We start from the raw sequence: 25685 nt of genomic DNA, 5'->3' as shown, positions 1-25685 counted from the left end.
GCTGCCGTGACAGGTTTGTGTCAGCTTGCCGTGATCCTTTTAGTCATGAGCGGCTAAGCCGTGATTTGTCAAATGGGAGGACAAAATGATTAACTTGAAACTGACTCGACGTGCGATGATGGCGGCTGCTGCGGCTGTTGTAGCGCTTGGTGCCCCAGCAATGGCTGAGGAAAAAACTCTAGACAGTCTACACTTTCTGATCCCCGGTGGTGCCGGTGGTGGTTGGGACGGCACTGCACGTGGTACAGGCGAAGCGCTGACCAAAGCAGGCATCGTAGGCACTGCTAGCTATGAAAATATGTCAGGCGGCGGCGGCGGCAAGGCGATCGGCTTTATGATCGAGAACGCGGAAAGCCAGCACGGAACTCTGATGGTGAACTCGACACCTATCGTCATCCGGTCGTTGACAGGGGTCTTCCCATACAACTTCCGCGACTTGACTATGGTTGCTGGTACGATCGGCGATTATGCTGCGTTTGTTGTTGGCAAAGACAGCCCAATCAATTCGATGGGTGATCTGATTGCAGCGTATAAGGCCAACCCACGTAAAACCGCCATCGGCGGTGGTTCGGTTCCGGGTGGCATGGACCACTTGGTTGCAGCGATGGTCATGAAGGCCGCAGGTGAAGATCCAACGGCCGTCAAGTACATCCCTTACGATGCTGGCGGAATGGCAATGGCCGCTCTGCTGTCGGGTGAAATCGCGGCTCTGTCGACTGGTTTCTCTGAAGCAGTAGATCTGGCAAACGCGGGTGAGGTCAAAATCATCGGTGTGACCTCTGGTGACCGGGTTTCGGCCTATGCAGATGCGCCAACTATGACAGAGCAGGGCATCGAAGCCGAGTTCGTAAACTGGCGCGGTTTCTTTGCAGCACCAGGCCTGTCTGACGAGCGTCTGGCCGTGTATCAGAACACTCTGAGCAAAATGTACGACACCCCTGAGTGGGAAGCTGTGCGTGAGCGTAACGGTTGGGTCAACATCCACAACAGTGGGCCAGACTTTGTCAGCTTTCTTGAAGAGCAGGAAAAAGTCATTGGCGAACTGATGTCCGAGCTTGGCTTCCGTTAAGCAAGAGCATTTGCCCGGGGTGGGCTCGTCCTGCCCCGGGCTTTTTTACGAAACTCTCATCTGGCGCCCTATATGGGTTGGATAGGGTAAACCACGTTTGGGAGGATCCTATGGCGCTTGATCGCTGGATCGCATTGATCATCCTGATGATCTGCATGGCTTATGGATACGCGGCCTTTTTCACCATGGATGCCGGCTTGCCGCCTTTCATGCAACGCAACGCAATATGGCCCAGCACCTTTCCAAAGGTACTTTCAGTTTTGGCCATCACATGTGCGCTGATTATCCTGTTGGGACAGGGAAAAAGCGATGACGAAGCCAAAGAAGGCGATATCAATTACCGCCGTTTGATGGACTACAACTTGGGCCAGGCGCTGCTGCTGCTGGCGATGATGGCAGGTTATGCGCTGATGCTGCGGCCTGTTGGTTTCTTGATTTCCACCGTCGCGTTTCTAACACTCGGGGCGATGGTATTGGGGGAGCGGAAACTGCAGTTCCTACTGCCGGTGACGCTGCTGGCAACCGGGTTGGTTTGGTATTTAGTGCAACAAGTGCTTGGGATCTATCTGCGACCCTTGCCATATGTTTTTGGAACCGGAGGCTGATATGCTCGAAGGCATTATGATCGGGCTGTCCACGGCCTTTACACTGACAAACCTTATGATGGTCATCGGAGGCTGTCTGATTGGTACCTTCATCGGAATGCTGCCCGGACTGGGCCCGATGAGCATCATTTCCATCATGATCCCCGTAGCGATCACCATCGGTGATCCATCTGCGGCGCTGATCTTGCTGGCTGGCGTTTATTATGGTGCGATTTTTGGCGGCTCGACCTCGTCGATCCTGATCAACGCACCGGGGGTTGCCTCGACCGTTGCCACCTCGTTTGACGGTTATCCGCTGGCGCGCGCTGGTAAAGCGGGCAAGGCGCTGACCGTTGCTGCGATTTCATCTTTTTGTGGTGGTTCTATCGGTGCCATCCTGTTGATGATCTTTGCACCGGCTCTGGCTACTGTCGCCCTGCTGTTCCATTCGTCCGAGTACTTTGCACTTATGGTTGTTGGCCTGTCCGCCATTGCAGCATTCGCGGGCTCCGGTCAGGTGGCCAAAGCGATGTTGATGACAGTTCTGGGTCTGATCATGGCCACAGTGGGCGAAGGCGCGCTGTTCAACTTGCCGCGCTTCACCATGGGCATCATGGATCTGCAGTCTGGCTTTGGCTTTATCACGCTGGCAATGGCGATGTTCGCTCTGCCTGAGGCGCTGTATTTGGTGCTGGACCCTTCGCGGTCCAACAACGAAACCGGCGGCGAAATCAAAGATCTGCGGATCACCAAAGCCGAAGCCAAGTCGATCGCACCGGTCATTGGTCGCCAGTCAATTCAAGGCTTTTTGATTGGCGTGCTGCCGGGGGCAGGCGCGACAATCGCTTCGTTCCTTGGCTATGCTGTGGAACGTAATATTGCGCCCAAAGAAGAACAGGATCAGTTTGGCAAGGGGTCGGTCAAAGGTTTGGCTGCTCCTGAAGCTGCCAACAATGCAGCCTGTACCGGTTCGTTTGTGCCACTGCTGACACTGGGTATTCCTGGGTCAGGGACTACAGCGATCCTGTTGGGTGCCTTGATTGCGCTGAACGTTAACCCGGGTCCGCGGTTGATGGTGGATCAGCCAGAGATCTTCTGGGCGGTTATCATTTCGATGTATATCGGTAACCTGGTTCTGCTGGTCCTGAACCTGCCGTTGATCCCTTACATCGCCAAGGTTCTGGCCGTTCCTCGCAACTACCTGATCCCGTTCATTTTGTTCTTTACCATGATGGGCGCATATATTGGTCAGAATAACGCAACTGAACTGCTGTTGCTTGTGGGACTTGGGATCTGCGCAACGGTGTTGCGGTTTGCAGACTATCCTCTGGCGCCGCTTCTGATTGGGTTCATCCTTGGCTCAATGTTGGAAGATAACTTTGCTCGCTCGATGCAAATATATGATGGCATACAGTTTATCGTGGAACGGCCAATGACGATGGGCCTTCTGGGAATAGCTGCGATCCTGATTGTTTTACCCAGCTACCGCGCCCGGAGAGCACGAAACCGAGCCAAAGGCATCGCTGACGGCGATTAAAACTAACAAATTGGGGGGGCGCAGGCTCCCCTGATTACTTATTGACCTCCGGAAAATCCAAATGATCTCTACGCTTCAGCTCAAGCCGCGTTTGCTCACGGCAGTTATTGCTCTGTTTGGAGTGATGTTATTTTTGTGGGCGAAGTTTCCCTTACCCTTCTTACTTGGCCCGATGTTGATGTGTCTGCTGTTTGCGCTTGGGGGCGTAAAGATGATGGGGATGGGACAGTTGGGAATGGCGTTCCGCACCATATTGGGAGTGGCAGCAGGGTCATCGATCACACCTGACGTGGTATCTGCGCTGCCCAAGATGGCTGGTTCCCTGATGTTGGTGCCTGTTTTTGTTGTCTCGGTGGCATTGCTGTCGTTTCCCTTGATGCGGCACCTTTTCAAGTTTGACAAAGTAACCAGCTATTATTGCGCTATGCCTGGTGGGTTGCAGGATCTGATGGTGTTTGGAGAATTGGCCGGGGCCAATCTGCGGGTGCTGTCGCTAGTGCATGCCACTCGCATTTTACTGATCGTCAGTGTGGCACCGTTTGTACTGAATATGCTGTGGCAAGTGGATCTGTTGGCGCGCCCGGGTAGCAATGCCAGTGACACTCCGCTGACACAGCTTGCTTGGATGGTCGTTGCCGGATTGGCGGGCTGGGGGATTGCGACACGGCTCAATATCCTTGGCGCTTCAATCATAGGACCGATGTTACTGACCGCTGGGTTGAGTCTGTCTGGCATCATCACTCAGCGACCACCTGCTGAAATGATCTGGGCTTGCCAATTTTTTATCGGCATGGCGGTTGGGGCAAAATATGTTGGTGTGACCTTGGGGGAATTGCGCAAGGTGGTGTTGGCCGGCATTGCAAATGGGGTACTGCTGGCCTCTGTCAGCGCGGTGTTCATTCTGGCTGTGAGTGGCTTGGCGATTGCACCCGCGCTGGACGCATTTTTAGCCTATTTGCCGGGTGGGCAGGGCGAGATGGTGGTACTGGCCATCATTGCTGGCGCAGACCTAACCTATGTTGTTTTACACCATATTCTTCGGATCGCGTTGGTTGTGATGTTGGCACCTTTGTTGCTGTCGCGACTTAAATAGAACTATTGGGTAAATCTGCCTTGGCCTCGAGCTCTTCGGTCAGTTGCTCAGATCTGCTTGATCCATCAGGTTTCGGATATGTTTGGAGAAATACCATGTCGCAGGCAGGGCGATCAGAGCGCCAAGAAACAGTGACCAAGCCGTGGTCAGAACTGGGCCGCCAACCCAGCTACCGATGAGGGAGGCAAAAAACACGTTCACTGCAAAGGCGCCCACTCCAAATGGATAGAGCGCCAGAGTTATTTTCCAGGTGGGCCAGCCGGATTTGGTCATTTTCTAAAAATAATCTTGTGCACCGCAAATAGCGCGGCGACTAGGGCCAATGAGGCAAGGGCAAACCAGAATTCCGCTGTTGCGGATTGGGCCTGTGGCACAGGGCGGGTGTAGCCAGCGGCGAAAAGTGGTGAAGCTGAAATCGACAAAGTCAGCAAAGCGAGGAGGCGTTTCATGTTCAGGTCTCCAGTGTCAGGGTGCGGTAGATATCGGGTAGGGCGTTGGCCAGCCGTTGCGGGTGCGGTAGCAAAGTGAAGCCACCGCGGCCAAAAATACGGGCAAACCAGTCCTGGCCATCTTCATCAATAATGACGCCATGGAGGGATATACCGACGCGGCGGGCTTCGCGCACCGCCATGTGGCTGTCTTCGATGCCGTGTTGGCCCTCATAGTGGTCCAGATCGTTGGGTTTGCCGTCTGTCAGGACGATCAGCAATTTTCGAGTGGCTGTTTCCTTGGCCAGCATCGCCGAGGTATGGCGAATAGCAGCGCCCAAACGGGTGTAATGGCTGGGGCGGAGCGAACAGATATTGTCGGTTATTCTTTGCGACATAGGATCATCAAATCCCTTGCATTTTGTCAGGAATACCCGGTCACGGCGCAGTGAAGAAAACCCCCAAATTCCCAGTCGATCACCAGCCACATCAATTCCTGCTGCCATCGCTGCAAGCGCGTCACGGGCGACGTCATTAACGCAAGTATCGCCAACGGCAGCCTCGGTTGAACGTGAGGTGTCGACTAGAAATGCCACCGCCAGATCGCGCTCAATCTGTCGAGATGAGATATAGATGCGGTCACTGGTTTCGCCTGTGGCCTTTAGATCAACCCGTGAAGCAATGACGGCATCCAGATCCAGTTCGGTGCCATCCATTTGCCTCGGGCGCAGGATCCGCTTGGGGCGCAGGGCCTCAAACTGACGGCGCACCATCTTGATTTGGTGTGGGTTTGGAATAAATGCTTCGGCCTCGGGATCCTGCTTGGCATCTGCTTCCAGTACTCGACAGTGGCCGTCCATGTAGCTACGGGCGCGGTGGTTCCACTCGGGATAGATGAACTCACCAGACAGTTTTTCATGCTCAGCATCTGCAGGAGACAAATCCAAATGCAACCGCAACCGCGTGGCGGCACGTCGATCATTTTTGGTCAGGGTGATGTTATCCTGATCATCGGCGGCCTTTTGGGCATGCTCATCATCATCGTCATCAACAGACCGGTTAAGGTTCATGCTTTCAACCCAAGAGAGGATTGATTCAAACCGGTGAATAATAAAGCTGTCTTTGCGGTTGGCCTGGTCCAGATCGCGACGAAACCCCAGTTTTCGCTTCGTTACGCCTGCGGCCGGCGGTGGCGGCGCGGCTTCGTCCGGATCTGCCTGCGCGGTGTCGCCCGCGCCGGGCTGCAGAAACCTGAGCCAAATTGGGACGGGGGCAAAGGGGAGATAGCCTCGCGCCTCCTGCGACAGCTCTTGATCACCCGCCTGGCCAGAAAGTTGGTTGCTTACGAGTCGTTCGATATTAGCTTCGGCAGTTGGAAGCCGTAGCCTAGGGCGCATTTGAAGCGTATGGCGGCAGAGACTTGCGTAGACTTCACGCAAACCGGGGCAGGTCGCAAAGGCGCGCGCTGCCGCCAGCACATTTGCATGGATCTGGGCACGGTCAAAATCTTGTAGGCTGATTTTGGGGTCCGGCAGATATATCTGCGACATGTCAGTCTTTGCTGCCAGTGCAGCAAGCCAGAAATAGGCTGCACGGTTCAATGCAAATTGGGGGAAGAGGTCCATGACTGGAGGCAGCCGTAACCGCTCTCCGTCAAAAGTGGCCTGAGCTACAATGTCCCCGCCAGTGCCCAGTTTGTGCCTTGCAGCGCGACGGTGTGTGACAGGCAGGCCTGGGGCATCCCCCAGTTCGACGCCCGGGGCGCCGTCTAATGCGCGAAACAGAACGGCAAGGCTTGGGCGGACTTGAGCCAAGTTTACAGCTGCACCGGGAAAAGACGGCGCAGCGCCAATGCCGCTGGCATAGTCGTGCCAGAGATTGCCAACCGTTTCTTCCGGTTCCATCAGGTCAAGCGGGCTCAGGTCCATAGTATTATCCGTAGATGGTTGCGATCAGGTCGCGAAGCGCAGTCTGAACGTCAGCATCGTCAGTCAAGGGTTCGACAATTGCCACTTCAAGGGCCTGATCAATTGGCATACCTTTGGCGATCAGGGTGGCCGCGTAAATCAGCAAGCGGGTTGAGACCCCTTCCTCGAGATCCATGCCGGACAGCTTACGGATATGGCCTCCTAGGCGCACCAGTGGAGTGACACGGGCCACGTCCAGACCACTTTCGGTGGTTACCACTGCGATTTCGGTTTCCTGATCCGGAAAATCAAAGGTCAGCGAAAGGAAACGCTGGCGGGTAGAGGGCTTCATCCGTTTCAGTACGTTCTGATAGCCGGGGTTATAGCTGGCCACCAACATGAACCCAGGAGGCGCAATCAGTTCTTCCCCGGTACGGTCAATCATGAGGGCGCGTCGCGTATCCGTCAGCGGGTGCAGGACTACGGTGACATCTTTGCGGGCCTCGACCACTTCGTCCAGGTAGCAAATCGCGCCTTCCCGAACAGCCCGGGTGAGTGGTCCGTCGACCCATTCGGTTTCACCACCGCGTAGCAGGTAGCGACCGATCAGATCTGCTGCTGACAAATCATCATGGCAGGCAACAGTATATAAAGGACGGCCCATTCGGGCGGCCATATGCTCAACAAAGCGTGTTTTGCCGCAGCCGGTCGGCCCCTTCAGAAGAAGGGGCAAACCGTTGCTCTGCGCCATTTCAAACAGCTCACATTCGCGGCCAGTTGGCTGATAGTGTGGGATGTTCATTTCGGGCGTCACAGCGTTCATTTTCTAGTCCTCCGCAGCTGCAAGGTTGCCAGGTGTGATGACTTCGCGTTTACGAACTACCAGCATCGAATAGATGAATAGTAGCGCGCCAATTGCGACAGCCAAACCCGAACCAAAGCGCATGATGTAGAATAGCGACAGGCCTTCCTGTACCGACATGAAGTCTTCACCCAGTACGCGCTGCATGTGGGTTTGGATGGTGCCGGCAAAAGTCAGGACAAAGGTCATGAAGGCCATGCCACCGGTCATCAACCAGAATGAAGCCATGTTCAGCACCTGATTATAAGGCGCTTTCTGGCGCAGCATGGGTATCGCATAGGCGAACATGGCCAGGTTCAGGGCAACGTATGCGCCAAAGAATGCAAGGTGCCCGTGAGCTGCTGTGATCTGAGTACCGTGGCTATAGAAGTTCACCCCGTGCAATGTGTGCAGGAAGCCCCAGACACCAGCGCCAAAGAAAGCAACTGTGGAGGAACCCAAAGACCACAACAGAGCGGCTTTGTTTGGGTGGTTACGACGGCCCTTCCAGACCATGACAAAGGCAAAGCTCATCATCAGGAAGAAGGGGATCACTTCGAAGGTCGAGAAGATCGAGCCGATCCACTGCCAGTATCCCGGTGTACCGATCCAGTAAAAGTGGTGTCCAGTGCCCAGAATGCCTGAGAACAAGGCAGTTGCGACAATGACATAGAGCCATTTTTCAACGACTTCACGATCGACACCAGTCAGTTTGAGCAACAGGAAGGCTAGGATTGCGGCCATCACCAGTTCCCAAGTTGCCTCGACCCACAGGTGGATCACAAACCACCAGTACATCTTGTCTAGGCTCAGGTTGTTTGGATTGATAAAGGCAAAAACCCAGAGCAGGCACAGCAGCCACAAACCAACCAGCAAGACATTACTGATAGCGGTTTTACGACCTGCAAGAACAGTCATGGTTACGTTGAACAGGAAAATCAGCGCAGCGACCAGAATACCGAGTTTGACCCAGGTCGGCTGTTCGATGAACTCACGGCCTTGCATCCCAAACATCCAGTTTCCCGGAAACAGATTGAAGACATATGTGACAACAGCGCCAAGTGTGCCGACAACCAGAATAGCGAGTTGAAGATAGGCAAGATTGACCGAATAAATCTCTCGCTCGCTTTCTTCTGGAAGTAAGAAGTAGGCCCCACCAAAGAAGCCAAGCAACAGCCAGACGACGAGTGCATTGGTGTGCAACATGCGCACTACGTTGAATGGCATGAGTTCAGACAGGAAATTGGGGGCGACATAGATCCAGCCCGCCAGCAACCCACCCAGAACCTGAATGGCGAACAGGCCAAGGGCGCAAAGGAAGTAGGCGTAAGCCACTTTTTGTGATTGATATTTCATTATCTCTCTCCTCAACCGGCGTCGTTGGGCGGCCAGCCCTGAGTGTCAGTTTGATCGGCCCAACGTAGGAACTCCGCCAATCCGCGGGTTTCTTCTTCTGTCAGGTCAAAGAAGGGCATCTGACGGCGGCCTTCGACACCGCTTGGTTGGGATTTCATCCAACCGTCCAGCATCTCGTAGGCCTCTTCGGGTTCGTCCTGAACATCCCAGCGGGTCATTACATTGCCGACCTCTGGCGCAAAATATGCGCCCTCGCCGTGAATGGTGTGACAGTTGATACAGCTATTGCGTTCCCAGACGTGTTTGCCCAGCACCACGGCTTCTGACAATTCCATGCCTGCGGTCGAGGTTTTGACGATGAATCGGTGGCTTTGCACAGTCAGCAGCACAAATATGACGACGAAGAATATTGATCCGCCGTAAAAAATATTGCGCGCCCGTGATTTTGTAAGGATCTCTGCCATTACGGGGCTTCCTTTTTAGATTTCACTAAAAAGACTCCTAACGCAGGTCGGATGCACCAAGGTTGTTCTAGCACAACGTTGCGGAGCTATTGTTGTCGTTAGAAACAGGAGTTAGCAAAGGGAGGGACGTCTGATCGATTGCTTTGATAATCCGGATCTTACCTTGGAAGAGCTAATGCATCGCTGGCCACAGGTAATCGACGTCTTCCTGAGAAATCAGATGCTCTGCGTTGGCTGTCAGATACGCCCATTCCACACCCTTGCCGACGCTTGCAAAGAATACCAGCTGGAGCCAAAGGCATTTCGTGCTGAATTGGCAGAGGCGGTTAAGACGAAGAGAGAGGGCCTTGGGCCAGCTCTACCAATTGATGTGGCTGACGCACCATGACCCGCTTGCGTTGGCTTTCGACAATTCCCTGCTTTTGCCAGGCACTGAGCAAGCGACTGACTGTGTGCAGGGTTGTTCCTGTCATTTCAGAAATATTCTGTCGGGTAATAGGGAAGTCAATCTCAACACCGTTTTCTGTCTTGCGGCCAGTTTGGTTGATCAGCCGCAACAGCGCATTAGCAACCCGTTGCTCTACATGTTGAGTAGCCATCTCCAGGATACGATTGTTCATTTCGCCGATACGGGAACCTAGCGTTTTATAGGTTTCGGTAGCAAAGCCATCATAATTGGTACTGAAATCAGTCCACAATCTGGTGGGCCAGGACAGAACAATGCTTTCGGCTGCGGTCACTGCAGTCGCAGGGTAGCTTTCTCGTCCAATAGCAAGGGCAATCCCAAAGAGCTGGCCTGCTGGTATGTGCAGGGCAATCACCTGTTCGCCATCCGGGGTGATGCGGATGACCCGGATGTAGCCGTCCAGTAGCATATAGAACCGCTCGGCCGTTTCACCTTCGCTGAACACTGTCTGTTCGGGGTCGAACCGCTTGGAGCTGGCCTGATCCAGAATTGCACGGATCTGGCTGCGGTGCAGTTTCGCAAACGGCGGCAGATGCGTCAGCAAGCTTTCATCGAGTTTTTGCAGCACAGCGGGGCCCTTCGCCTAGCGATAAGTGTCACTGCTTGCCTACCGCTGCTGCGCTTGAATTCCAAGGGTAGAGTCTCTCACAAAAGCGGTCTTCGTTAGCTGGGCGGGCGCCGGGACAGCAACATCGGGCCGTAAATTACTACAAACCCAAGGAACCCCAATACCCAGGCTGTGCCCGCAAGGTGATAGAGTGTCTCGGCTCCGGTGGGCCAAACTCCAGCTGCAACACGGGCGAAAACTGAAATTGGAACGGTTAGAAATACTGCCACAGTGCCCGGACCAGCACTTAGTGCGTTGCCGGAGTGACCTAGGGTGGCGCGCGCCATTACCGCCACGGTCATCAGTGGCAGCGCCCCGCCCATCCAGATATGTTGGGCTGCGGCGGGCAAGATAACGCTGGGCCACAGCATCGCGGTGCCAAGACCCCAGGCGCCAAGGGGGATAAAGCCATACCCAAGATGCAGCACCCAAAGCAGCGGCTCGGATCGGGTCTGCAGCGAACACCAGCGCGCCAATCGGACGGCATGCAAGACACCAAACAATAGGAACGCCGCACCGGCATACAGGCTATCGGGCTGCGCCACCCAGAATCCTAGCACAACAACTGAGTACAGTAACACCAGCTTATCGAACTTCTGCATTGGTGGTGCAGGGCGGAAGTCCGAACCGGACTTAACCAACCAGTTGCGGGTGAACGATGGGACGATACGCCCACCGATAACTGAGATCATCAAGACCCCGGCGGCAAGTCCGATGCGCAGCCCATATCCTTTGGCCGCATATTCGCCGCGTGCGGCCTCAATATGGAATACGGCGTTACCCAGGACCAACAAGGCCAGCATTGCCAGAACGATCAGGTTGCGCCAGTTTTTACCAGCCACGATCTCGCGGGTCATGACCGTCGCCAGTGCGACCATCGCTGACAGGTCCACCAATGCCACCAACAGAGGCGGCAGCGCGAAAGAAAACAAAACTGCAAGTCGGCCCAGCACCCAAAGCACCACCAGCCCCCCAAGGGACCAGCCCACTACTGGCAGGCGCCCAGTCCAGTTCGGCACTGCTGTTAGCATGAAACCGGCAACAATTGCGGGAAGATAGCCAAATAACAAAGCATGAGCGTGCCAGCTGACGGGATCAAATGCGGAGGGCAGAGTTAGAGTTCCAGACAGGCTCAGGATCCACAGGACCATGGCCAGCCCTGCCCAAAGAGCGCCCAGCAGAAAGAAAGGTCGAAAGCCATAAGACAGGAGCGCAGGCCCCTGCCATTGGCGCATCTGCTGAGCGGTTGAGGACGACATTTGAAAGCTCCTGAGATCAGTTTGCTTCACAATAGCGAACGGGAAACGTTGCAACCTTGCGATAAAACAAACATCCAAGGTTCAGCTTCATCCCAGCAATGTCAGCCAAAACCAGACTGTAAACAGACAAGTCCCTGTCGCAATCAACACAGACGATGCTGCCACTCGTTTGGCACGTCCGTACATGTTGGCAAAGATATAGGCGTTGAACCCGGGTGCCATTGCAGAATTCAGAACGCCGGACCGAAACAGATCCTGCGGCACAGCCAGCGAGGTGCCAAACATCCAGACCAGAGACGGGTGGACAAGCAGCGAGGTCGTGCAGACAAATGCTATCGTTCGCATATCACCCTCGGGGCGATATTTCACCAATACACCACCAAGGGCAAACAATGCGGCGGGCAGGGCGGCGCGGATCAGAAGTGAGAGAGCTTCGTCAATAGCGCCTGGAATGTACAGCCCGGTCAGGTTGACGACAAAACCCAGGCCAATCGCCAGGATGAGCACGTTTTTGAACATGGCTGAAAATACAGAGGACAAGGTTTTGACGCCACCCGACCCTCGGTTGCGCACGATTTCCATCACGGTGATGCCAAGCCCGTAACAAAATGGAGCGTGAAAGGCGATGATGGCGAAGTTACCAGTCAGATTATCGGCGCCATATGCGCGCTCGGTGATTGGTAGCCCCAGCAGGACTGAATTGGAAAACAGGCAGCAAAACCCAATGACTACGCAGTCTTCCCACTCCCGCTTGAAAATCAGACGAGCACCAGTGATTCCAATGGTAAAGCAGATCGCAGCACCCGCGTAAAAGCTGGCCAATAGGCGCAGATCAAAGCTTGCTGCCAGGTCTAGATTGGCAATCGCGCGAAATAGCAGGCAGGGAATAGCAAAGTTCTGGGTGAACTTCATCAACCCATCAACGTGATCCTGTGTGAAGTAGCCAGCTCTGGTAGCGCTATAACCGGCGCCGATAACCAAGAAAACCGGTAGGATGACATCAATCAGGTTCTGAAACATCTACTGCCTGCAATAAATGGCGAAGGACAACAGCCTCCAGTGCGAAAGGGGTTGGCAAACTGAAACAGCGGGCTTCAAGTTGGATACCTAATCACCATACCATCATAGGCAGGTGTGATGTTGCCCGGGGTTTCGGCCTCTACAGTGGCATAATCCAGATCAATATGCATATTGGTCAACACGGCACGACGGGGCGCCATTTTGGAAATCCACTCAAGCGTTCGGTCATAGTGGAAATGTGTTGGGTGAGGTTTACGACGCAATGCGTCGACGATCCAGCAATCGAGATCTCTCAATTCTTCAAGCGCATCGTCATATATCTCGGCGACATCGGGTAGATAAGCCAGGTCACCAATGCGAAATCCCAGTGCATCAATCGAGCCGTGATTGACGCGGAAAGGACGGAAATCAATCTCGCCACCCGGTCCGTCGATGGTTACGGTTCCATCGATGGTGCGCAGGTCGAGGATAGGTGGGTATGGAGAGCCCTCGGGTTGTACAAATGCGTATCCAAAACGGGACAACAGTGCGTTCTGGGTATCCCCGTCAGCATAGACCGGCACCCGTTGGCGCATGTTGAACACGATCATCCGTAGATCGTCGATGCCATGTACATGGTCAGCATGGGCGTGGGTATACAGAACCGCATCCAGACGCCCTGTACTGGTTCCCAGCAATTGGCTGCGCATATCCGGAGTCGTATCGATCAGAACCGTTGTGGTTCCATCTGGCCCGTCGCGTTCCACCAGCATTGAGCAGCGGCGGCGATTGTTGCGCGGATTGTTGGGATCACAATCACCCCAATGACCGCCCAAGCGCGGCACGCCGCCGGACGAACCGCAGCCTAGGATGGTAAAGCGCAATTCACCCATTAGGCGGGAACCGTATAGGCCGCGGCCTTGCTGAACAGGCGTTCGAAATTTTCTTGGGTGCGCGCAGCAAAATCTACGTAGTCCAGACCAAAGACCTCAGCTCCAATGCGGGCGGTATGGGCAGTATAGGCCGGCTCGTTGCGTTTGCCACGGTGGGGCGGCGGTGCAAGATAAGGAGCATCGGTTTCCACCAATACCCGTTCAATCGGCGCCGCTGCAAAAATATCACGGATTTCCTGGCTTTTGGGAAAGGCAGCGATGCCCGACATCGACAGGTAGCAGCCAAGGTCCAGCGTGGCACGGGCCAGTTCGGGTGAGGACGAGAAGCAATGCATGACGCAGGAAAACGCACCGTTGTTCATTTCTTCGGTCAGGATGCGTGTCATGTCTTCATCTGCAGCACGCGAATGGATGATCAAGGGCAGGCCGGTTTCACGCGCAGCAGCGATATGGATGCGCAGGCTGTCTTTTTGAACTTGAGCGCTGTCAGCAGTATAATGGTAGTCCAGTCCGGTTTCGCCAATGCCCACAAACTTGGGATGCTTAGCAAGTGTTAGAAGTTCGTCGAGTGTGGCCATTGGTTCAGACGCGGCGCTCATCGGATGTGTGCCTGCGGCGTAGAACACGGGAGCATGAGCTTCGGCAATAGCACGGACGTTGGGTTCGTTTCTGAGCTTGGTGCAAATGGTCACCATGCGCGTCACCCCAGCCTCTGCGGCACGGGCGACAACTGAGTCCAGTTGGTCTTCGAAATCAGGAAAATCCAGATGGCAGTGGCTGTCAGTGATCTGTGGAGTGTCAGTGGTTTGGGTCATGCCTGTCTCTGTCGCGGATGCGTCGGTGCGGACCGTCGGTGGTCTAGCGGGACGCTGTTGTTTGCATCTTGAAAACGGTATCTAGGACAAGCGCTGCAGGGTCAAGGTTCACGGCTTGACCGTGGCGGACCCGCGCCGTGACTTCAGCGGCAAGGTCAGCCCAGACTCGGGCCGCCTGCGGAGTGGGGGACAGGCGGTTTAACATGTCTGCCTCATCCGATGCTGCCTCAGGTGCTGGCGGGGTGCCGATGGCCCCAGTACGTGCCAGACGGGCCAGCGCCACGTCAATCAGAGTGAGCAGCAGTTCGAACTTGTCGGACGCACCGCGTTGGGCAGCGGCTTCAGCCAGTGCCATGGCGCGCGGGCGGTCGAGGCGGGGCATTGAAGCAAGGATTTGCACCAGTTCAGCATAGATTTGCAATCCCCCCAGGTTTAGCAGGCGCAGGGCTGCCCCAACGGATCCGGCTGCGAGTGCCGCGAGGTGATCCGGGTTATTCGGGAGTTCTGCACCGGACTGTATCAGCGCAGATTGCATGTCGTCGGGGGTAAGAGGCGACAGGCGCAGAGTGCGGCAGCGCGATCGGATCGTGGGCAGCAGACGTGACGGTTGGTGCGAGATCAGCAGTAGAGTTGTGCGCGCTGGTGGTTCTTCGAGCATTTTCAGCAAAGCATTGGCAGCACTTGTGTTCATGTCGTCGGCGGCATCAACAATCACTACGCGGCGGCCTCCGTCGGTAGCCGAAAGGCCGAAGAAGCGGTTCAACGCTCGGATGTCATCGACCACGATCTGGCTGCGCAGTTTAGCCTTGTCGTTGTAGCTGCGGCTGATCGCGGCGAGACCCGGTTCGGCCAAAGCCTGAATGCGGTGTGCGACCGGGTGGTCTGGGGGTATGTCCAGCGTTTCCACCGGGGGCGGCGCGCCGAACAAGCCATCATCGGTGGGGGGCGTGGCCAGCAAAAACTGGGCGATGCGCCAGGCAAGGGTGGCCTTGCCAATGCCTTGGGGGCCGGTGAGGAGCCAGCCGTGATGCAGGCGATCAGAATTGAAGGCCGTCAAGAAAGCGGTTTCGGCGTCTTCCTGGCCAAACAGTTGTTCGGTTTCGCGCGGGTGTGGCGCACCGGGAGCCTGATCGGCGCGCGGCAAGTCTTCGTCTACCGTTTTGCCTTTCATGACAACGCAGCCTGAGCCTGGGTCAGAACATCGGCGGCAACTGCGTCAAGAGATTGAGTGCCATCGATCACCCGAAACCGAGGGGAAAACTCTTGAGCCAAGGCCAAGAATCCGGCGCGCATTTTCAACTGAAGTTCGAGACCAAAATCTTCGAACCGCTCTTCGGCAGTCTGCCGGCCTTTGGCACGAGACAGGCCAATTTCGGGGTCCATGTCGATCAGAATGGTCAGATCTGGTTCCCGGCCAATCATCATCTCATGCAGTTTATCGACCTGTGCTCTCAGATTGCCACGCGACAGGCCCTGATACATCCGGGTGCTGTCGGCGAAGCGGTCACAAATCACAACTTTCCCGGCCGCCAAAGCTGGTTCGATCGTGCGTTCCAGGTGGTCGCGCCGGGCGGCTGTGAATAACAAAAGCTCCGTCTCAGCAGACCAGCGGTCTGGGTCACCTTCAAGCACCAAGCGGCGAATTTCTTCGGCACCGTTGGATCCACCTGGCTCGCGGGTTAGAACAACCTCATGGCCCTGTTCACGCAAAGTTTCGGCTAGCAAACGACATTGGGTGGATTTGCCCGAGCCGTCGATACCTTCAAATGTCAGAAACAGGCCGTTCGTCGGAAGTATTGTCACATCGCCCCCTCGGGACCGGTTAGAAATCGTGAAACCAGAATATCTGCCGCACTCATGACGCGAACCAGGAAACCGCCACTAGGCACATCTTTGGCTGCGACAAGCGGGAGTCGTATTTCAGGCAAATCTTCGGGTTTCAATACAAGTTTGGCAAGCTCCTGGCCTTTTACAATTGGTGCTTCGATAGGGCCAGTATAGACCACTTCTGCATTGATTTGTTTGCCTGACAGAGCAGGCAGTAACACGGTCAGGTCTTCCGCAGGAACCAGTCCTACGGTTTTTTCCGTGCCTCGCCAGACTTCGGCCTGAGCCACCGGAACAGAGGCTTTCGCGATGGTTTTGCTGGTAAATTGGCGAAACGACCAGTTAACGAGGGCTTCGGCCTCCTCTGCGCGGGCAGCGGTGCTGTTTAGCCCCGATACGACAAATATGACGCGGCGATCACCCTGAATTGCGGAACCGACCAGACCATAACCTGCCTCGGAAGTGTGACCCGTTTTTAACCCGTCTGCACCAATGCCAAGACTAAGCAAAGGGTTACGGTTTCTGGTGTTTGAAGGAGCTCTGCCGTCAAACTTGAACTCGGTCTCCGAGAACAGAGGATAGTACTCCGGGAAATCTTCGATCAGAAGTTCTGCCAAAATAGCCAGATCTTGCACTGACATCCGATGTCCAGCAGCAGGCCAGCCATTGGCATTGGCAAAGGTCGAATTCATCATGCCCAATTGCTGGGCCCGCTTGGTCATGTAACGGGCAAAGCCTGCCTCGGTGCCGTCGGGGCTGAGTGCCTCGGCCAGAACCACGCAGGCGTCATTACCTGACAGGACAATGATGCCGCGCAGCAGATCTTCGACTCGAACCCGGTCAGTTGTATCTAGGAACATGGTAGACCCGCCATAACTCATCGCATGCTCGCTAACAGGTAGCTGCTCGTCCAGAGTTAAGCGCCCGTCACGGATCGCCTCAAAGGCAACGTAAAGCGTCATCAACTTGGACATCGAGGCGGGTGGTAGTGGCTGTTCGGCGTTTTTTGCCAACAAAACGGTGTCAGTTCGTTGGTCCAGAACATAGGCGGCGCGGGCCTTGGTCTCGAACGCAGTTGCTGACAACACGGATAGCCCTAGGAACAAACCGCCCACCGCAACCATCCTAGCCGAGGATTTCAGGATCTTGATCATAGCTGTACCCTCCAGCGCTTAGTTAGTGACGGCATAGGCATCCGAAAAGCCTGCGGCATTGACTTTTTTCAGAAGTGCCGAACGTTCGGACTTGCTTTGAGCGGGGCCAACAACGACGCGCCAGAATGGTTTACCATTCGACGTTTGCTCAATAACCGTGGGGATCATTCCGGCATTCCGCATCTGCCCGGCTGTGCGCTTGGCGTTGGCTTCCACGCTGAAAATCCCAATCTGAATATAGGGCTTGGCAAGCGGTGACACCTTGGCTGGTAGGGTGGAGGTCGGTGTCGGAGCAGTGGGGGCTGGCGGTGTCGATGCCTCAAGTGCGGCTGCCGCACCCGCGATAGGATCAAGCTGGGTTTGTGAAATGTCGCCACTTATGTCTGAACTGGGCTCTAGCGTTGCGACCTCTACGTCTGCCGCGTCTTCAATTGTTGGCGTTTCATCAACCGTTTCACGGCGCAAAGCAGTCACATTCAGTTCAACAGGTGCACCGGCTAGCATTCCCAAAGCGGCAGCGGCATCTGACGACGCCTGTAGCCTGGGGCCGGGAATTTCACGCTCACGGCGAAATAAGGCACCAATTACAAACTTACCGTTGGCACTGTTACGAATGATGACACGTTCCGGATCTTTGGCGTCTGGATGTGCCACCCAGACGCCACCAAGGGACGGCCGGCCATCCCACAGACCTGCTTCAGTGACTTGGAAAACATCCGGTGCCTCGACATCGCGCTCAACAAGTTTTGTGCTGTTGCTTGCTATCGGGGCACTGTCGCCTGCACTGTCGTTGGCTTGCAAGAAGTCGGGCATTGAGCCTTCTTCGCATGCGGCCAGTAGTGCAAGGCTCACAACGGCAATCGTAAGGCGCGCAGCCTGGGATCTCGTCACCTTCGCGTCACTCATAATGTATTCCTTGCCTGTCTTGTAGACGTCGTTACGCCCCGTGCCGGTTGCCCCGGTTGGCCCTCTAATAGCGCCACCATAGCGCGTGGCGGGTATCATGAAAAGTCTGTCACTGTGAGCTCGGCAAGAAATCCCCGTAACAAGCTAATTGAAGTTGTTTTTGTTTTTCGCTTGCCAGTGTTCGAAACAGCGCCTAAACCCCACTTCGACCGGGGAGGTGGCAGAGTGGTCGAATGCGGCGGTCTTGAAAACCGTTGAACGTGAGAGCGTTCCCAGGGTTCGAATCCCTGTCTCCCCGCCATTCACGAACAAAAGTGGGAACTGCTGAGGGGTGAACCTCGCCCGACAGCACCGCCTGCTCGATTGATGCGCGTCGCCCTCGAATTTGGATGCAATTCTCACCGACATCGATCCTGTCTATGACAGATCGTAGGTACCCTTTCCGAACGGCCACTGGCTCGTTAGTCAGCAGCGCATGCATTGAAGACACAAACCGCGATACCTTTTCGTTAGTCAGCCGGGCTTTCGGCGCGACCTCAGCGGCAACCTGGTCCCGCTCTTTCTTGACGCGGGCATGTTTTCCTGTGCCCGCTCGCACCGTTGCCGAAAGTCGGGATCCGATGAGTGCACCAGATTAGTGGTAACAAGGTCGTACAAGTTATCGATGCTCTTCTCGGCATCCAGGACTTCAGTTTCTCGATCTGCAAGGCGCTTGGCAATTTCAGCTTTGCTTTGAGACTGCCGACTGAGCATCGGCTCCATGAGGGCACTGATTTTTTCTGCGCTGAACAGGTCAGCCAGAGCCTGATCTACAATCAATTGGTCGAGAGCTTTCATCGGGAATCGGTGCCCCTCGCAGGCTGTCTTGCCTTGGCGCATTTGTGCCGCGCACTGGTAGTAGTGGTACCGGCCACCGTTTCCATTTCCAGCCCCCATTGTCATCTCGTTGCCACAGTTCGAGCATTTGGCGAGCCCTGTTAACAAAACGTCGCCTGTTACGACTCGAGGAGGTGTTTGACTTGGGGCTCTGGCTTCCATGGTTGCTCTAACCAGATCAAACTTGGATCTTTCGATGATCGGAGGAACTGGGATAGTGATTGCTTTGCCGCCGTCCTGGCTGCTGTTGAAAATGAACTCTCCAGCGACCGTGGTTTTTTGGAAGTAGCGATGAACGGCATTTATGCCCCATTTGGTGCCTTTGCGCGTGCGATAACCTCTCTCATTCAGCCACTTAACGATTTCCTTCAGTCCCAGTGGACCGGTTTGGCCATCACCATAGAGTGCAAGATCGAACATCAAGCGAATTACTGAGGCTTCCGACTCTTCTACTGCCATGTAAGGTGCGGTTACCCGTGGGACATCCCGTTTGTTGACTATAGCTTTTCCCTGAGGACTTCGTAAGGCGTCTTTCCGACAAGCTTCTCGGCTTCATTCCTTTGATGGCTGAGTTTCGGAGATCGAACGTTCTGCCATGGGAAAGGATTTTGTATTTCAATGACATAGTGGTTCTTACTTTTATCCCATTCGGCCCGCCGCTCAACCAACTGTCAGATCTAGGTGCCCCATTCGGCCAATAGTTGTGACATCCGGGTAAGACCAACATCCAATTTTGCAGAGGCACCGCCGCCAACTCCTAGTCGAATGTGGTTCGACAGCCCGTACGCACTGCCAGGCAGTAAAAATGTTTTATATGGGTCAGCCAGCAGGCGTTTTGCAAAGATATCGCTATCTATTCCCTCTGGCAGTCGTGCCAAACCTATTAATCCGGCCTCGGGCCGGTGCCAGGACAGCTTGGGCTCGGCGGCGATGTATGTGTCCAAGTACTCAAGCGTAGCGATGCTATCACGTCGCGCATTGGCCAAAGCCTGGCTTAGTCGATCTGGGCCCAAAGCAACTTCAGCGATCACTTCCCCCATGATATTCATAATTTCACTGCTGTTTTCCCGCAGGATAATCGCATCCATCACCATGTTTTTGTCACGGCAGATCAGCCAACCGGTGCGCAACCCCCGCAACCCCAAGGCCTTGGACACGCTGCCTGTAGTAATGCCGCGCTCATAAATCCCCGCAATCGACGGCGCTCTGTCGGTTGTCCATTCCAGGCCAGCATAAACCTCGTCAACGATCAACCAAGCTCCGACCTTGTCAGCAATCTGCGCAATCCGCTGCAGGTCTTCTTTGCTTAACAATTTGCCGGTTGGGTTGTTTGGGTTGGTCAGAAAAATCAGCTTGGTTTTATCGGTGACCAGGTTTTCCAGCTGATCCACCGGTAAAGCCCAGCCTGCGGCCTCATTTCTTTCAACCAATTTGACAGTTGCCTGTCTGGCCTTGGCCAAAACTTCTATCTGCGGCCATCCAGGTGTTTCTGTGACAATCTCATCCCCGGCTTCAACAAGCTGCATGAACGCCAGGTAATTGGCCTCTGCTGCGCCAGCAGTGATCAACACATCATCCGCTGTACAATTCTTGGCCAAACCAGCCTGATCAATGACACGCTGGCGCAGGGATGGCAGCCCCCGAAAGGATTTTAGGTTCCAATCAAGTGACATTTCAGGGTCAAGATCGTCCAGAAAATCACCCAGTTTTGGCGACTCGGCCAGCGAGAACCCTATAAAGGCTTCTGGATCGGTCTCGGTTGTATCAAGCAGATACTGGAACAGGGTATGAATCTTGACTTTCATCAGGGACCCGCGATGGTTGGAGCAGTTATGAGGGAATGTAATGCAAGCCAAAGGTTATTTGAAAGGGCGGCCGATCTCGTTGCATGTTCTGGATTACGGGCTGTTCAAAGTGCACGCAAACGGCAGAGTTATCGGCATTTTCGGGTTTCTGATTCAGACAGACGCGGGTGAATCCATTCTGGTCGATACCGGCTTTCCGCAAAAATATGCCGAGGACAAAGCCGCAGCCACTGAACAGGACAGGCTGTATGAGTTTGGCGAAGTTCTGGAGTGTGGGATGGTCAATATGCCTGCGGCTCAGCTGGCCTTGGCGGGGATCAAACCGGATCAGATCGATCTGCATGTTCTGACACACACCCATATTGACCATGTTGGCGGTCTTGGTGATTTTCCCCAGACCCCAATTTTGGTATCAGGCGCAGAGCGGCGTTTGCCTAAACCGCTTTACTGGGGCGATGTCCAACCGCTTGAATGGCCCGATCAAGAGTATCTGGTGATCGAAGACGACGTTGAGGTCGGCCCTGGGTTTCGTGTTCTCACCTCACCGGGCCATGCGCCGGGCCAGTTGGCGCTGATGTTGGAACTGCCAGAGACCGGGATGGTTTTGCTGACCAGTGACGCGATCTCGCGCCCCGCCGAAATTGACGAGAGGTTTGCCGGTTCCTGGGACGAGGCCAAAGCTATTGCCAGCGCAGATCGCTTGATGAACCTGGCCAAAGAAACCGGCGCGTTTGTGATCTATGGGCATTCGCCTGAGCAATGGCCAAAACTCAAAAAATCGCCCGAAGCATATACCTAACGCACATCCCGCCCTTGATTGAGAATGATGATGTTGCCGCTGGAGATATCCCCGGCAGGTGAGATCAGGAAGGCAACCCAACTGGCAATTTCAGACGGATCCATCGCCCGTCCGTGTGGCATTGCCGATATTGCCTGTTGTAGGACCTCATCCGTTAATACATCGAACAACGGCGTGGTGGTCATGGCTGGAGCAATCGAATTAACGGCGATTTTTTCTGCTGCATACCGCCGCGCAAGATCTTTTGTCAAAGTGTCCATCGCGGCTTTGCTGGCGCGATAATGTGGTGGGTCAAAAACATCAAAGTTGTAGGCGCCGTTGGATGAGATATTGACGATCTTGCGAACGCCGGGACGGTCCATCATCAAGGGGACCGCTTGCTGGCAACAATAAAATGCCGAATTGAAGTTTATCGCCATTTGACTGTCGAGCTCTGAGGCTGGGATAATCGGGAAATCGGACATCAGGCAGGTTCCGGCATTGTTGACCAATGCATCCAACCCGCCGTGCTGGGACTTAATGTTTGCGAAGGCCTCTGCAACTGCGGTGGCATCTGTCAGGTCAACGGCCAAGCTGTGAAAACCATCGCCGATGGCCGTCGACGTTTCTTCGAGCCTTTCAGCGGATACATCCAGTCCGACCACGGTCAGCCCATCCTGCACAAGTTTGAGGCAAATCGCGCGCCCCATTCCGCCACCTGCTCCTGTAACAACCGCAACTTTGCCCGGCATGATGATTTCTAACCCCGAATTGTCTTTTGCAGATTTAGGGAGGACGCTAGACTTTGAAATACTTTTTGTACAGCCAACTTCAAGTTTGGTTGGTTGCGCTCGAAGTGGCTGTTTGCATGACTGCCAGTATTGGGCCTTCCTTACCACTCTGTCACGAAACACGCTTGGCAGCATTTGCCGTGCATTAGGTGTTAGTGCGTTACGCGACGAACTTTCGCCTACCGCCCAGCACCCTGCCAATTGATACGACAGTCTCTACTCTGAATTCATGGTGACAAAGTTCAGACGGTCACGGTGACCTTGTTCAAGCCACTTGGCGCATCAGCGTTCTCACCAAGATTGCGGGCCAGTTTTTCTACGAATTTGTAGCATCCAATAATCTGGACCAGTGGTTGCAACAACGGGTGATTTACATCTGGAACATGCAGATGGTCGGGGCTGTCTGCAAGAGGGGTCACCACAAATGCTGCGGCTTCACGCTCGGCCATGGTTTGGATTACCGCCCGAATTGACTCTTGTGTTTCGTCTTGGCTATCAAAAACCAGACTCGCAAACCGGTTGTCAGCTAAGACAACAGGTCCGTGAAGAAGCTCGGCGGCTGAGAACACCTCGGCGTGAATCCGACAGGTTTCTTTCAGTTTCAGCGCTGCTTCAGCAGCAACAGCCAGACCGGGACCACGACCAACCGTAAACACGGATCCAGCGCGGGCCAGTGACAGTTGGGCTTTGCTCCAGTCTTTGTTCAAGGCGAGTTTGGAGACATCAGGAAAACTGCGCAGGGCGGTTTCCAACTCGGTGTCATCGGTAAAGCCAGCAGCAAAACCAAGGATGGCAAACAGGGTGCTGACAAACGACTTAGTTGCAGCAACCGCTTTTTCTGGCCCGGCAAGAACGTCCAAAACAGTGTCGGCAGATCGGCCAACGGGGCTGTCTGCTTCGTTCAAAAGCGCCAGCGTTTGCGCGCCACCTTGTTTTGCTGCCGCTTGTAAGGCAACCAGGTCGGGGCTGCCCCCCGATTGCGAAATTGTTAGGCAAATGAGATCCTGCAATTTCAACTGTGTTTTGTAGACCGAGGCAATTGATGGCCCAATAGAGGTCACCGGCAGTCCTGTCCGGGTTTCCATCACATATTTGAAGAAAGTTGCAGCATGATCGGATGTCCCGCGTGCACAGGTCACAAAACCACGGGGGTTTGTTCGGGCTGCCTGCTGGCCAGCCAGAAGATAGGTGTCCAGTCCTTGTTGGACCTGCCGGTGCAGGACCTCCGGAATCTCAGCCACTTCATGTGCCATTATGGTGCCGATTATTTTCGTATCCATATCAGGCGACTCCGGTAATCATTGAGACTATTTCGTTTTTGTCGGTTTTTGCGGTTTCTCGAATGCCGATTTGTTGACCACGACGCAGCACGCAAATCCGGTCGGACAGGCGGAACACCTGATCCAGGCTGTGGCTGATGATCAAAATGGCGAGGTTCTTTTTCTTGAGATTCTCGATCAGGCCCTCAACCCGGGCGGTTTCCGCGACGCCAAGTGCAGCGGTGGGTTCGTCCAGCAGGATCAGCTTGCTGGCCCAATGGGTGGCTCGGGCAATAGCAATGCCCTGCCGCTGGCCACCACTCAGCTGGCTGATGGTCGAGCTTGCTGAAGGAATGCGCACATCCAACTCGTCCACCAGCTCTTGTGACTCACGTCGCATGCGGTCCTTGTCCAACAAGCCAAACGGTGGTTTGGTTAGCTCACGACCCAGAAACATGTTCATGAATACCGGCTGTTGATCTGCCAGAGCCAAGTCCTGATAGACCACTTCGATACCCTTGCTGCGGGCAGAACTGGCATCGCTGAAGGATGTTTCTTCGCCGTCCAACTCGATCGATCCCGATGTAGGGGTGTAGACCCCGGACACGATCTTGATCAGGGTGGATTTGCCTGCGCCGTTGTCTCCAACCAGCGCAACCACTTCGCCTGCCTTCAGGTTCAGAGAAAAGTCTTGAATAGCGACAACACCGCCAAATGCCTTGTGAATATTGGTCAGGGACAACACGTTTTGTTCAGCAGTCATGACAAAGCCTTTTCTGGCCAGTCAACGGCCTGTCCAAAGATATTTTCGATGGTGGTGACCTGCGGGTTTCCGCTGGAAACGCCCGAAACGCCAACCACATTGGCGCGGGTGACAAAGGCTTGACCGCGAAAGCCAAAGACAACGGTGTCGCCGGTTTTGGGTTTCACATCCCCAGTTGCGTCGATCATGCCGTAATAGTCGATGGCCGAATAGTCAGGGATTTCAACGCTGGCCAGATCTTTGCGGGCGCTGGTTGGTTGCGAGGATACAAGCGCCTTCACATCATATTTCGGAAACACCGGATCAATATATAGCCCGCCGCCAAAGCAAAAAGCATTGCCGCCGTGTTGATGCGAAACCTCTGACAGGTACAAAACCGCCGGCTCTTCAGGTAGATCCTCCATTGCGTGCAGCGGCGTGGTGCCATGCAGCGCATTGCCGGGTTCACATTGGGTGGCGCCTGCCGCAGCAAGGGCAGGCAGGACGGCCGCCGAATTGGTGCCGGGTGCGTTGATTTCAATGTCGGTGCGCCCTGCCGCAGCAAGCGCAGCTGCCGCTCGTTTCAGGGTGTCCAGATTGGGTGTTGGTTTGACGCTGCGGCTTTCCAGATCAAACAACAGGGCCGGAAACGTGGTGATCCCCGCAAAACGCGCGCCCTCCAGCGCATCGATCTGATCTGCGACCTCACAGATATCTTCGGCAGAAAATCCGCCCTCGTGACCACGATAGAAGGTATCGCCCTGCGTTTGGATGCGGGCCAAAATGTTCTGAACGCGACCGGCCTTGGCCGCTGCTGCCGCTGCTTCCTTTGCCTTGTCGTGGCTAAACACGGTCCAGTAGTCCGGTTTGAGCTGGCTGGCGGCAAAGTCTACGCCGCCGCGCGGTACTTGTACCAGGTGACCAAGGTGGCCGGTTTTTAACCCCGCGCGATGGCAGGCGACGGCACAATCCATGTCGACGGCAACGGACCGCGCAATGCCGCCACGGATCAAGGCCTGACAAAACCCAGAATGCCGGGCGACCTGTTTGGTCATGGCAAAGGTTTTAAGCCCTAGTTTGGTTGCGGTCTCAGAAAAGGTTTTGGCGTTGCGTTCAACGGTGTCGAGGTCAAGCACATATGAGTTGGCCGGGATCTTACCTTGTTGATGCAGCTCCATGGCAGCTTCGATAAAAGCTGGGTTGCGGCGTATGAGAGTGTCGAGAAGCAT

At 54.9% G+C, this 25685-nt stretch carries 27 protein-coding genes and 1 tRNA gene; 7 read left to right on the top strand and 21 right to left on the bottom strand.

Annotation, left to right across the window (positions count from 1 at the left end):
• The first annotated feature begins 85 nt into the window (after window positions 1-85).
• The 4 genes from FEE96_RS06060 to FEE96_RS06045 all read left to right on the top strand — a co-directional run bounded on the left by FEE96_RS06060 (window position 86) and on the right by FEE96_RS06045 (window position 4283).
• A complete protein-coding gene (locus tag FEE96_RS06060; protein ID WP_138162107.1) occupies window positions 86-1069 on the top strand; it encodes a Bug family tripartite tricarboxylate transporter substrate binding protein in 984 nt (327 codons plus the stop codon).
• A gap of 110 nt (window positions 1070-1179) precedes the next feature.
• Window positions 1180-1674 (top strand): tripartite tricarboxylate transporter TctB family protein, encoded by a 495-nt coding sequence (locus FEE96_RS06055; RefSeq protein WP_138162106.1) that lies wholly within the window; start codon window positions 1180-1182, stop codon window positions 1672-1674.
• A 1-nt stretch (window position 1675) separates the two neighbouring features.
• Complete coding sequence (locus tag FEE96_RS06050) at window positions 1676-3190, top strand: tripartite tricarboxylate transporter permease (RefSeq protein WP_138162105.1); 1515 nt, start codon at window positions 1676-1678, stop codon at window positions 3188-3190.
• A gap of 61 nt (window positions 3191-3251) precedes the next feature.
• A complete protein-coding gene (locus FEE96_RS06045; protein ID WP_138162104.1) occupies window positions 3252-4283 on the top strand; it encodes an AbrB family transcriptional regulator in 1032 nt (343 codons plus the stop codon).
• A 39-nt stretch (window positions 4284-4322) separates the two neighbouring features.
• Here the strand turns inward: FEE96_RS06045 and FEE96_RS06040 are convergent, their stop codons facing one another.
• The 6 genes from FEE96_RS06040 to FEE96_RS06015 are packed head-to-tail and all read right to left on the bottom strand — an operon-like array spanning window position 4323 to window position 9279.
• Window positions 4323-4556 carry an NnrT protein gene (locus FEE96_RS06040; RefSeq protein WP_138162103.1) on the bottom strand — a complete coding sequence of 78 codons (234 nt, stop codon included), beginning with the start codon at window positions 4554-4556 and terminating at the stop codon, window positions 4323-4325.
• Entirely contained in the window at window positions 4553-4732 is a 180-nt protein-coding gene (locus tag FEE96_RS06035) for a protein NnrT (RefSeq protein WP_138162102.1), read from the bottom strand. The genes FEE96_RS06040 and FEE96_RS06035 overlap by 4 nt, the downstream gene beginning before the upstream one ends.
• 2 nt (window positions 4733-4734) lie before the next feature.
• Window positions 4735-6639: a nitric oxide reductase activation protein NorD gene (locus FEE96_RS06030; protein ID WP_138162101.1), complete on the bottom strand. Its 1905-nt coding sequence runs from the start codon at window positions 6637-6639 to the stop codon at window positions 4735-4737.
• Window positions 6640-6643: 4 nt separating this feature from the next.
• A complete protein-coding gene (locus FEE96_RS06025) occupies window positions 6644-7441 on the bottom strand; it encodes a CbbQ/NirQ/NorQ/GpvN family protein (RefSeq protein ID WP_138162100.1) in 798 nt (265 codons plus the stop codon).
• A gap of 3 nt (window positions 7442-7444) precedes the next feature.
• A complete protein-coding gene (locus tag FEE96_RS06020; protein ID WP_138162099.1) occupies window positions 7445-8815 on the bottom strand; it encodes a cbb3-type cytochrome c oxidase subunit I in 1371 nt (456 codons plus the stop codon).
• A gap of 11 nt (window positions 8816-8826) precedes the next feature.
• Complete coding sequence (locus FEE96_RS06015) at window positions 8827-9279, bottom strand: c-type cytochrome (protein WP_138162098.1); 453 nt, start codon at window positions 9277-9279, stop codon at window positions 8827-8829.
• A gap of 130 nt (window positions 9280-9409) precedes the next feature.
• Here FEE96_RS06015 and FEE96_RS06010 point away from each other — a divergent pair, with 130 nt between their 5' ends.
• Complete coding sequence (locus FEE96_RS06010; RefSeq protein WP_281278352.1) at window positions 9410-9667, top strand: DUF1858 domain-containing protein; 258 nt, start codon at window positions 9410-9412, stop codon at window positions 9665-9667.
• Here FEE96_RS06010 and FEE96_RS06005 read toward each other — a convergent pair.
• The 9 genes from FEE96_RS06005 to FEE96_RS05965 form a co-directional block, all read right to left on the bottom strand.
• Entirely contained in the window at window positions 9606-10310 is a 705-nt protein-coding gene (locus FEE96_RS06005; protein WP_138162160.1) for a Crp/Fnr family transcriptional regulator, read from the bottom strand. The two genes, FEE96_RS06010 and FEE96_RS06005, sit on opposite strands and share 62 nt — an antisense overlap.
• Before the next feature lie 98 nt (window positions 10311-10408).
• Complete coding sequence (locus FEE96_RS06000; RefSeq protein WP_138162096.1) at window positions 10409-11611, bottom strand: NnrS family protein; 1203 nt, start codon at window positions 11609-11611, stop codon at window positions 10409-10411.
• 87 nt (window positions 11612-11698) lie between these two features.
• On the bottom strand, window positions 11699-12631 hold the full coding sequence (locus FEE96_RS05995) for an AEC family transporter (RefSeq protein ID WP_138162095.1): 933 nt from the start codon (window positions 12629-12631) through the stop codon (window positions 11699-11701).
• Window positions 12632-12705: 74 nt separating this feature from the next.
• On the bottom strand, window positions 12706-13503 hold the full coding sequence (locus tag FEE96_RS05990; protein ID WP_138162094.1) for an MBL fold metallo-hydrolase: 798 nt from the start codon (window positions 13501-13503) through the stop codon (window positions 12706-12708).
• Window positions 13503-14318, bottom strand: coding sequence for a TatD family hydrolase (locus FEE96_RS05985; RefSeq protein ID WP_138162093.1), 816 nt, complete (start codon window positions 14316-14318; stop codon window positions 13503-13505). Before FEE96_RS05985 ends, FEE96_RS05990 begins: the two co-directional genes overlap by 1 nt.
• A 43-nt stretch (window positions 14319-14361) precedes the next feature.
• Window positions 14362-15489 (bottom strand): DNA polymerase III subunit delta', encoded by a 1128-nt coding sequence (locus tag FEE96_RS05980; protein ID WP_138162092.1) that lies wholly within the window; start codon window positions 15487-15489, stop codon window positions 14362-14364.
• The gene (tmk, locus tag FEE96_RS05975; RefSeq protein WP_138162091.1) at window positions 15486-16121 is read right to left on the bottom strand and encodes a dTMP kinase; all 636 of its coding nucleotides are present in this window, start codon (window positions 16119-16121) and stop codon (window positions 15486-15488) included. Before tmk ends, FEE96_RS05980 begins: the two co-directional genes overlap by 4 nt.
• Complete coding sequence (locus FEE96_RS05970) at window positions 16118-17269, bottom strand: D-alanyl-D-alanine carboxypeptidase family protein (protein WP_425467299.1); 1152 nt, start codon at window positions 17267-17269, stop codon at window positions 16118-16120. The genes tmk and FEE96_RS05970 overlap by 4 nt, the downstream gene beginning before the upstream one ends.
• Window positions 17270-17317: 48 nt before the next feature.
• The gene (locus tag FEE96_RS05965; protein WP_138162089.1) at window positions 17318-18205 is read right to left on the bottom strand and encodes an SPOR domain-containing protein; all 888 of its coding nucleotides are present in this window, start codon (window positions 18203-18205) and stop codon (window positions 17318-17320) included.
• Between the two features lie 211 nt (window positions 18206-18416).
• On the opposite strand from FEE96_RS05965, the gene FEE96_RS05960 reads away from it, so the two are divergent.
• A tRNA-Ser gene (locus tag FEE96_RS05960) sits at window positions 18417-18506 on the top strand.
• A gap of 212 nt (window positions 18507-18718) precedes the next feature.
• Here FEE96_RS05960 and FEE96_RS05955 read toward each other — a convergent pair.
• Together FEE96_RS05955 and FEE96_RS05950 are read right to left on the bottom strand one after the other, a co-directional pair.
• On the bottom strand, window positions 18719-19540 hold the full coding sequence (locus FEE96_RS05955; RefSeq protein ID WP_138162088.1) for a recombinase family protein: 822 nt from the start codon (window positions 19538-19540) through the stop codon (window positions 18719-18721).
• A 218-nt stretch (window positions 19541-19758) separates the two neighbouring features.
• Window positions 19759-20886: an aminotransferase class I/II-fold pyridoxal phosphate-dependent enzyme gene (locus FEE96_RS05950; protein WP_138162087.1), complete on the bottom strand. Its 1128-nt coding sequence runs from the start codon at window positions 20884-20886 to the stop codon at window positions 19759-19761.
• A gap of 40 nt (window positions 20887-20926) precedes the next feature.
• Here FEE96_RS05950 and FEE96_RS05945 point away from each other — a divergent pair, with 40 nt between their 5' ends.
• Window positions 20927-21685 (top strand): N-acyl homoserine lactonase family protein, encoded by a 759-nt coding sequence (locus tag FEE96_RS05945; protein WP_138162086.1) that lies wholly within the window; start codon window positions 20927-20929, stop codon window positions 21683-21685.
• Here FEE96_RS05945 and FEE96_RS05940 read toward each other — a convergent pair.
• From FEE96_RS05940 to FEE96_RS05925, 4 genes are all read right to left on the bottom strand, one after another.
• A complete protein-coding gene (locus tag FEE96_RS05940) occupies window positions 21682-22416 on the bottom strand; it encodes an SDR family NAD(P)-dependent oxidoreductase (protein ID WP_138162085.1) in 735 nt (244 codons plus the stop codon). The genes FEE96_RS05945 and FEE96_RS05940 overlap by 4 nt on opposite strands.
• A gap of 281 nt (window positions 22417-22697) precedes the next feature.
• Complete coding sequence (locus tag FEE96_RS05935; protein ID WP_212744742.1) at window positions 22698-23735, bottom strand: SIS domain-containing protein; 1038 nt, start codon at window positions 23733-23735, stop codon at window positions 22698-22700.
• A 1-nt stretch (window position 23736) separates the two neighbouring features.
• The gene (locus FEE96_RS05930; protein ID WP_138162084.1) at window positions 23737-24477 is read right to left on the bottom strand and encodes an ATP-binding cassette domain-containing protein; all 741 of its coding nucleotides are present in this window, start codon (window positions 24475-24477) and stop codon (window positions 23737-23739) included.
• Window positions 24474-25685: an alanine racemase gene (locus tag FEE96_RS05925; RefSeq protein WP_138162083.1), complete on the bottom strand. Its 1212-nt coding sequence runs from the start codon at window positions 25683-25685 to the stop codon at window positions 24474-24476. Before FEE96_RS05925 ends, FEE96_RS05930 begins: the two co-directional genes overlap by 4 nt.

It is taken from the genome of Parasedimentitalea maritima (assembly GCF_005771405.1).
GTDB lineage: Bacteria > Pseudomonadota > Alphaproteobacteria > Rhodobacterales > Rhodobacteraceae > Parasedimentitalea > Parasedimentitalea maritima.
Note: the sequence above shows the minus strand (reverse complement) of the source record. Positions and strands in the feature narration are given on the sequence as shown.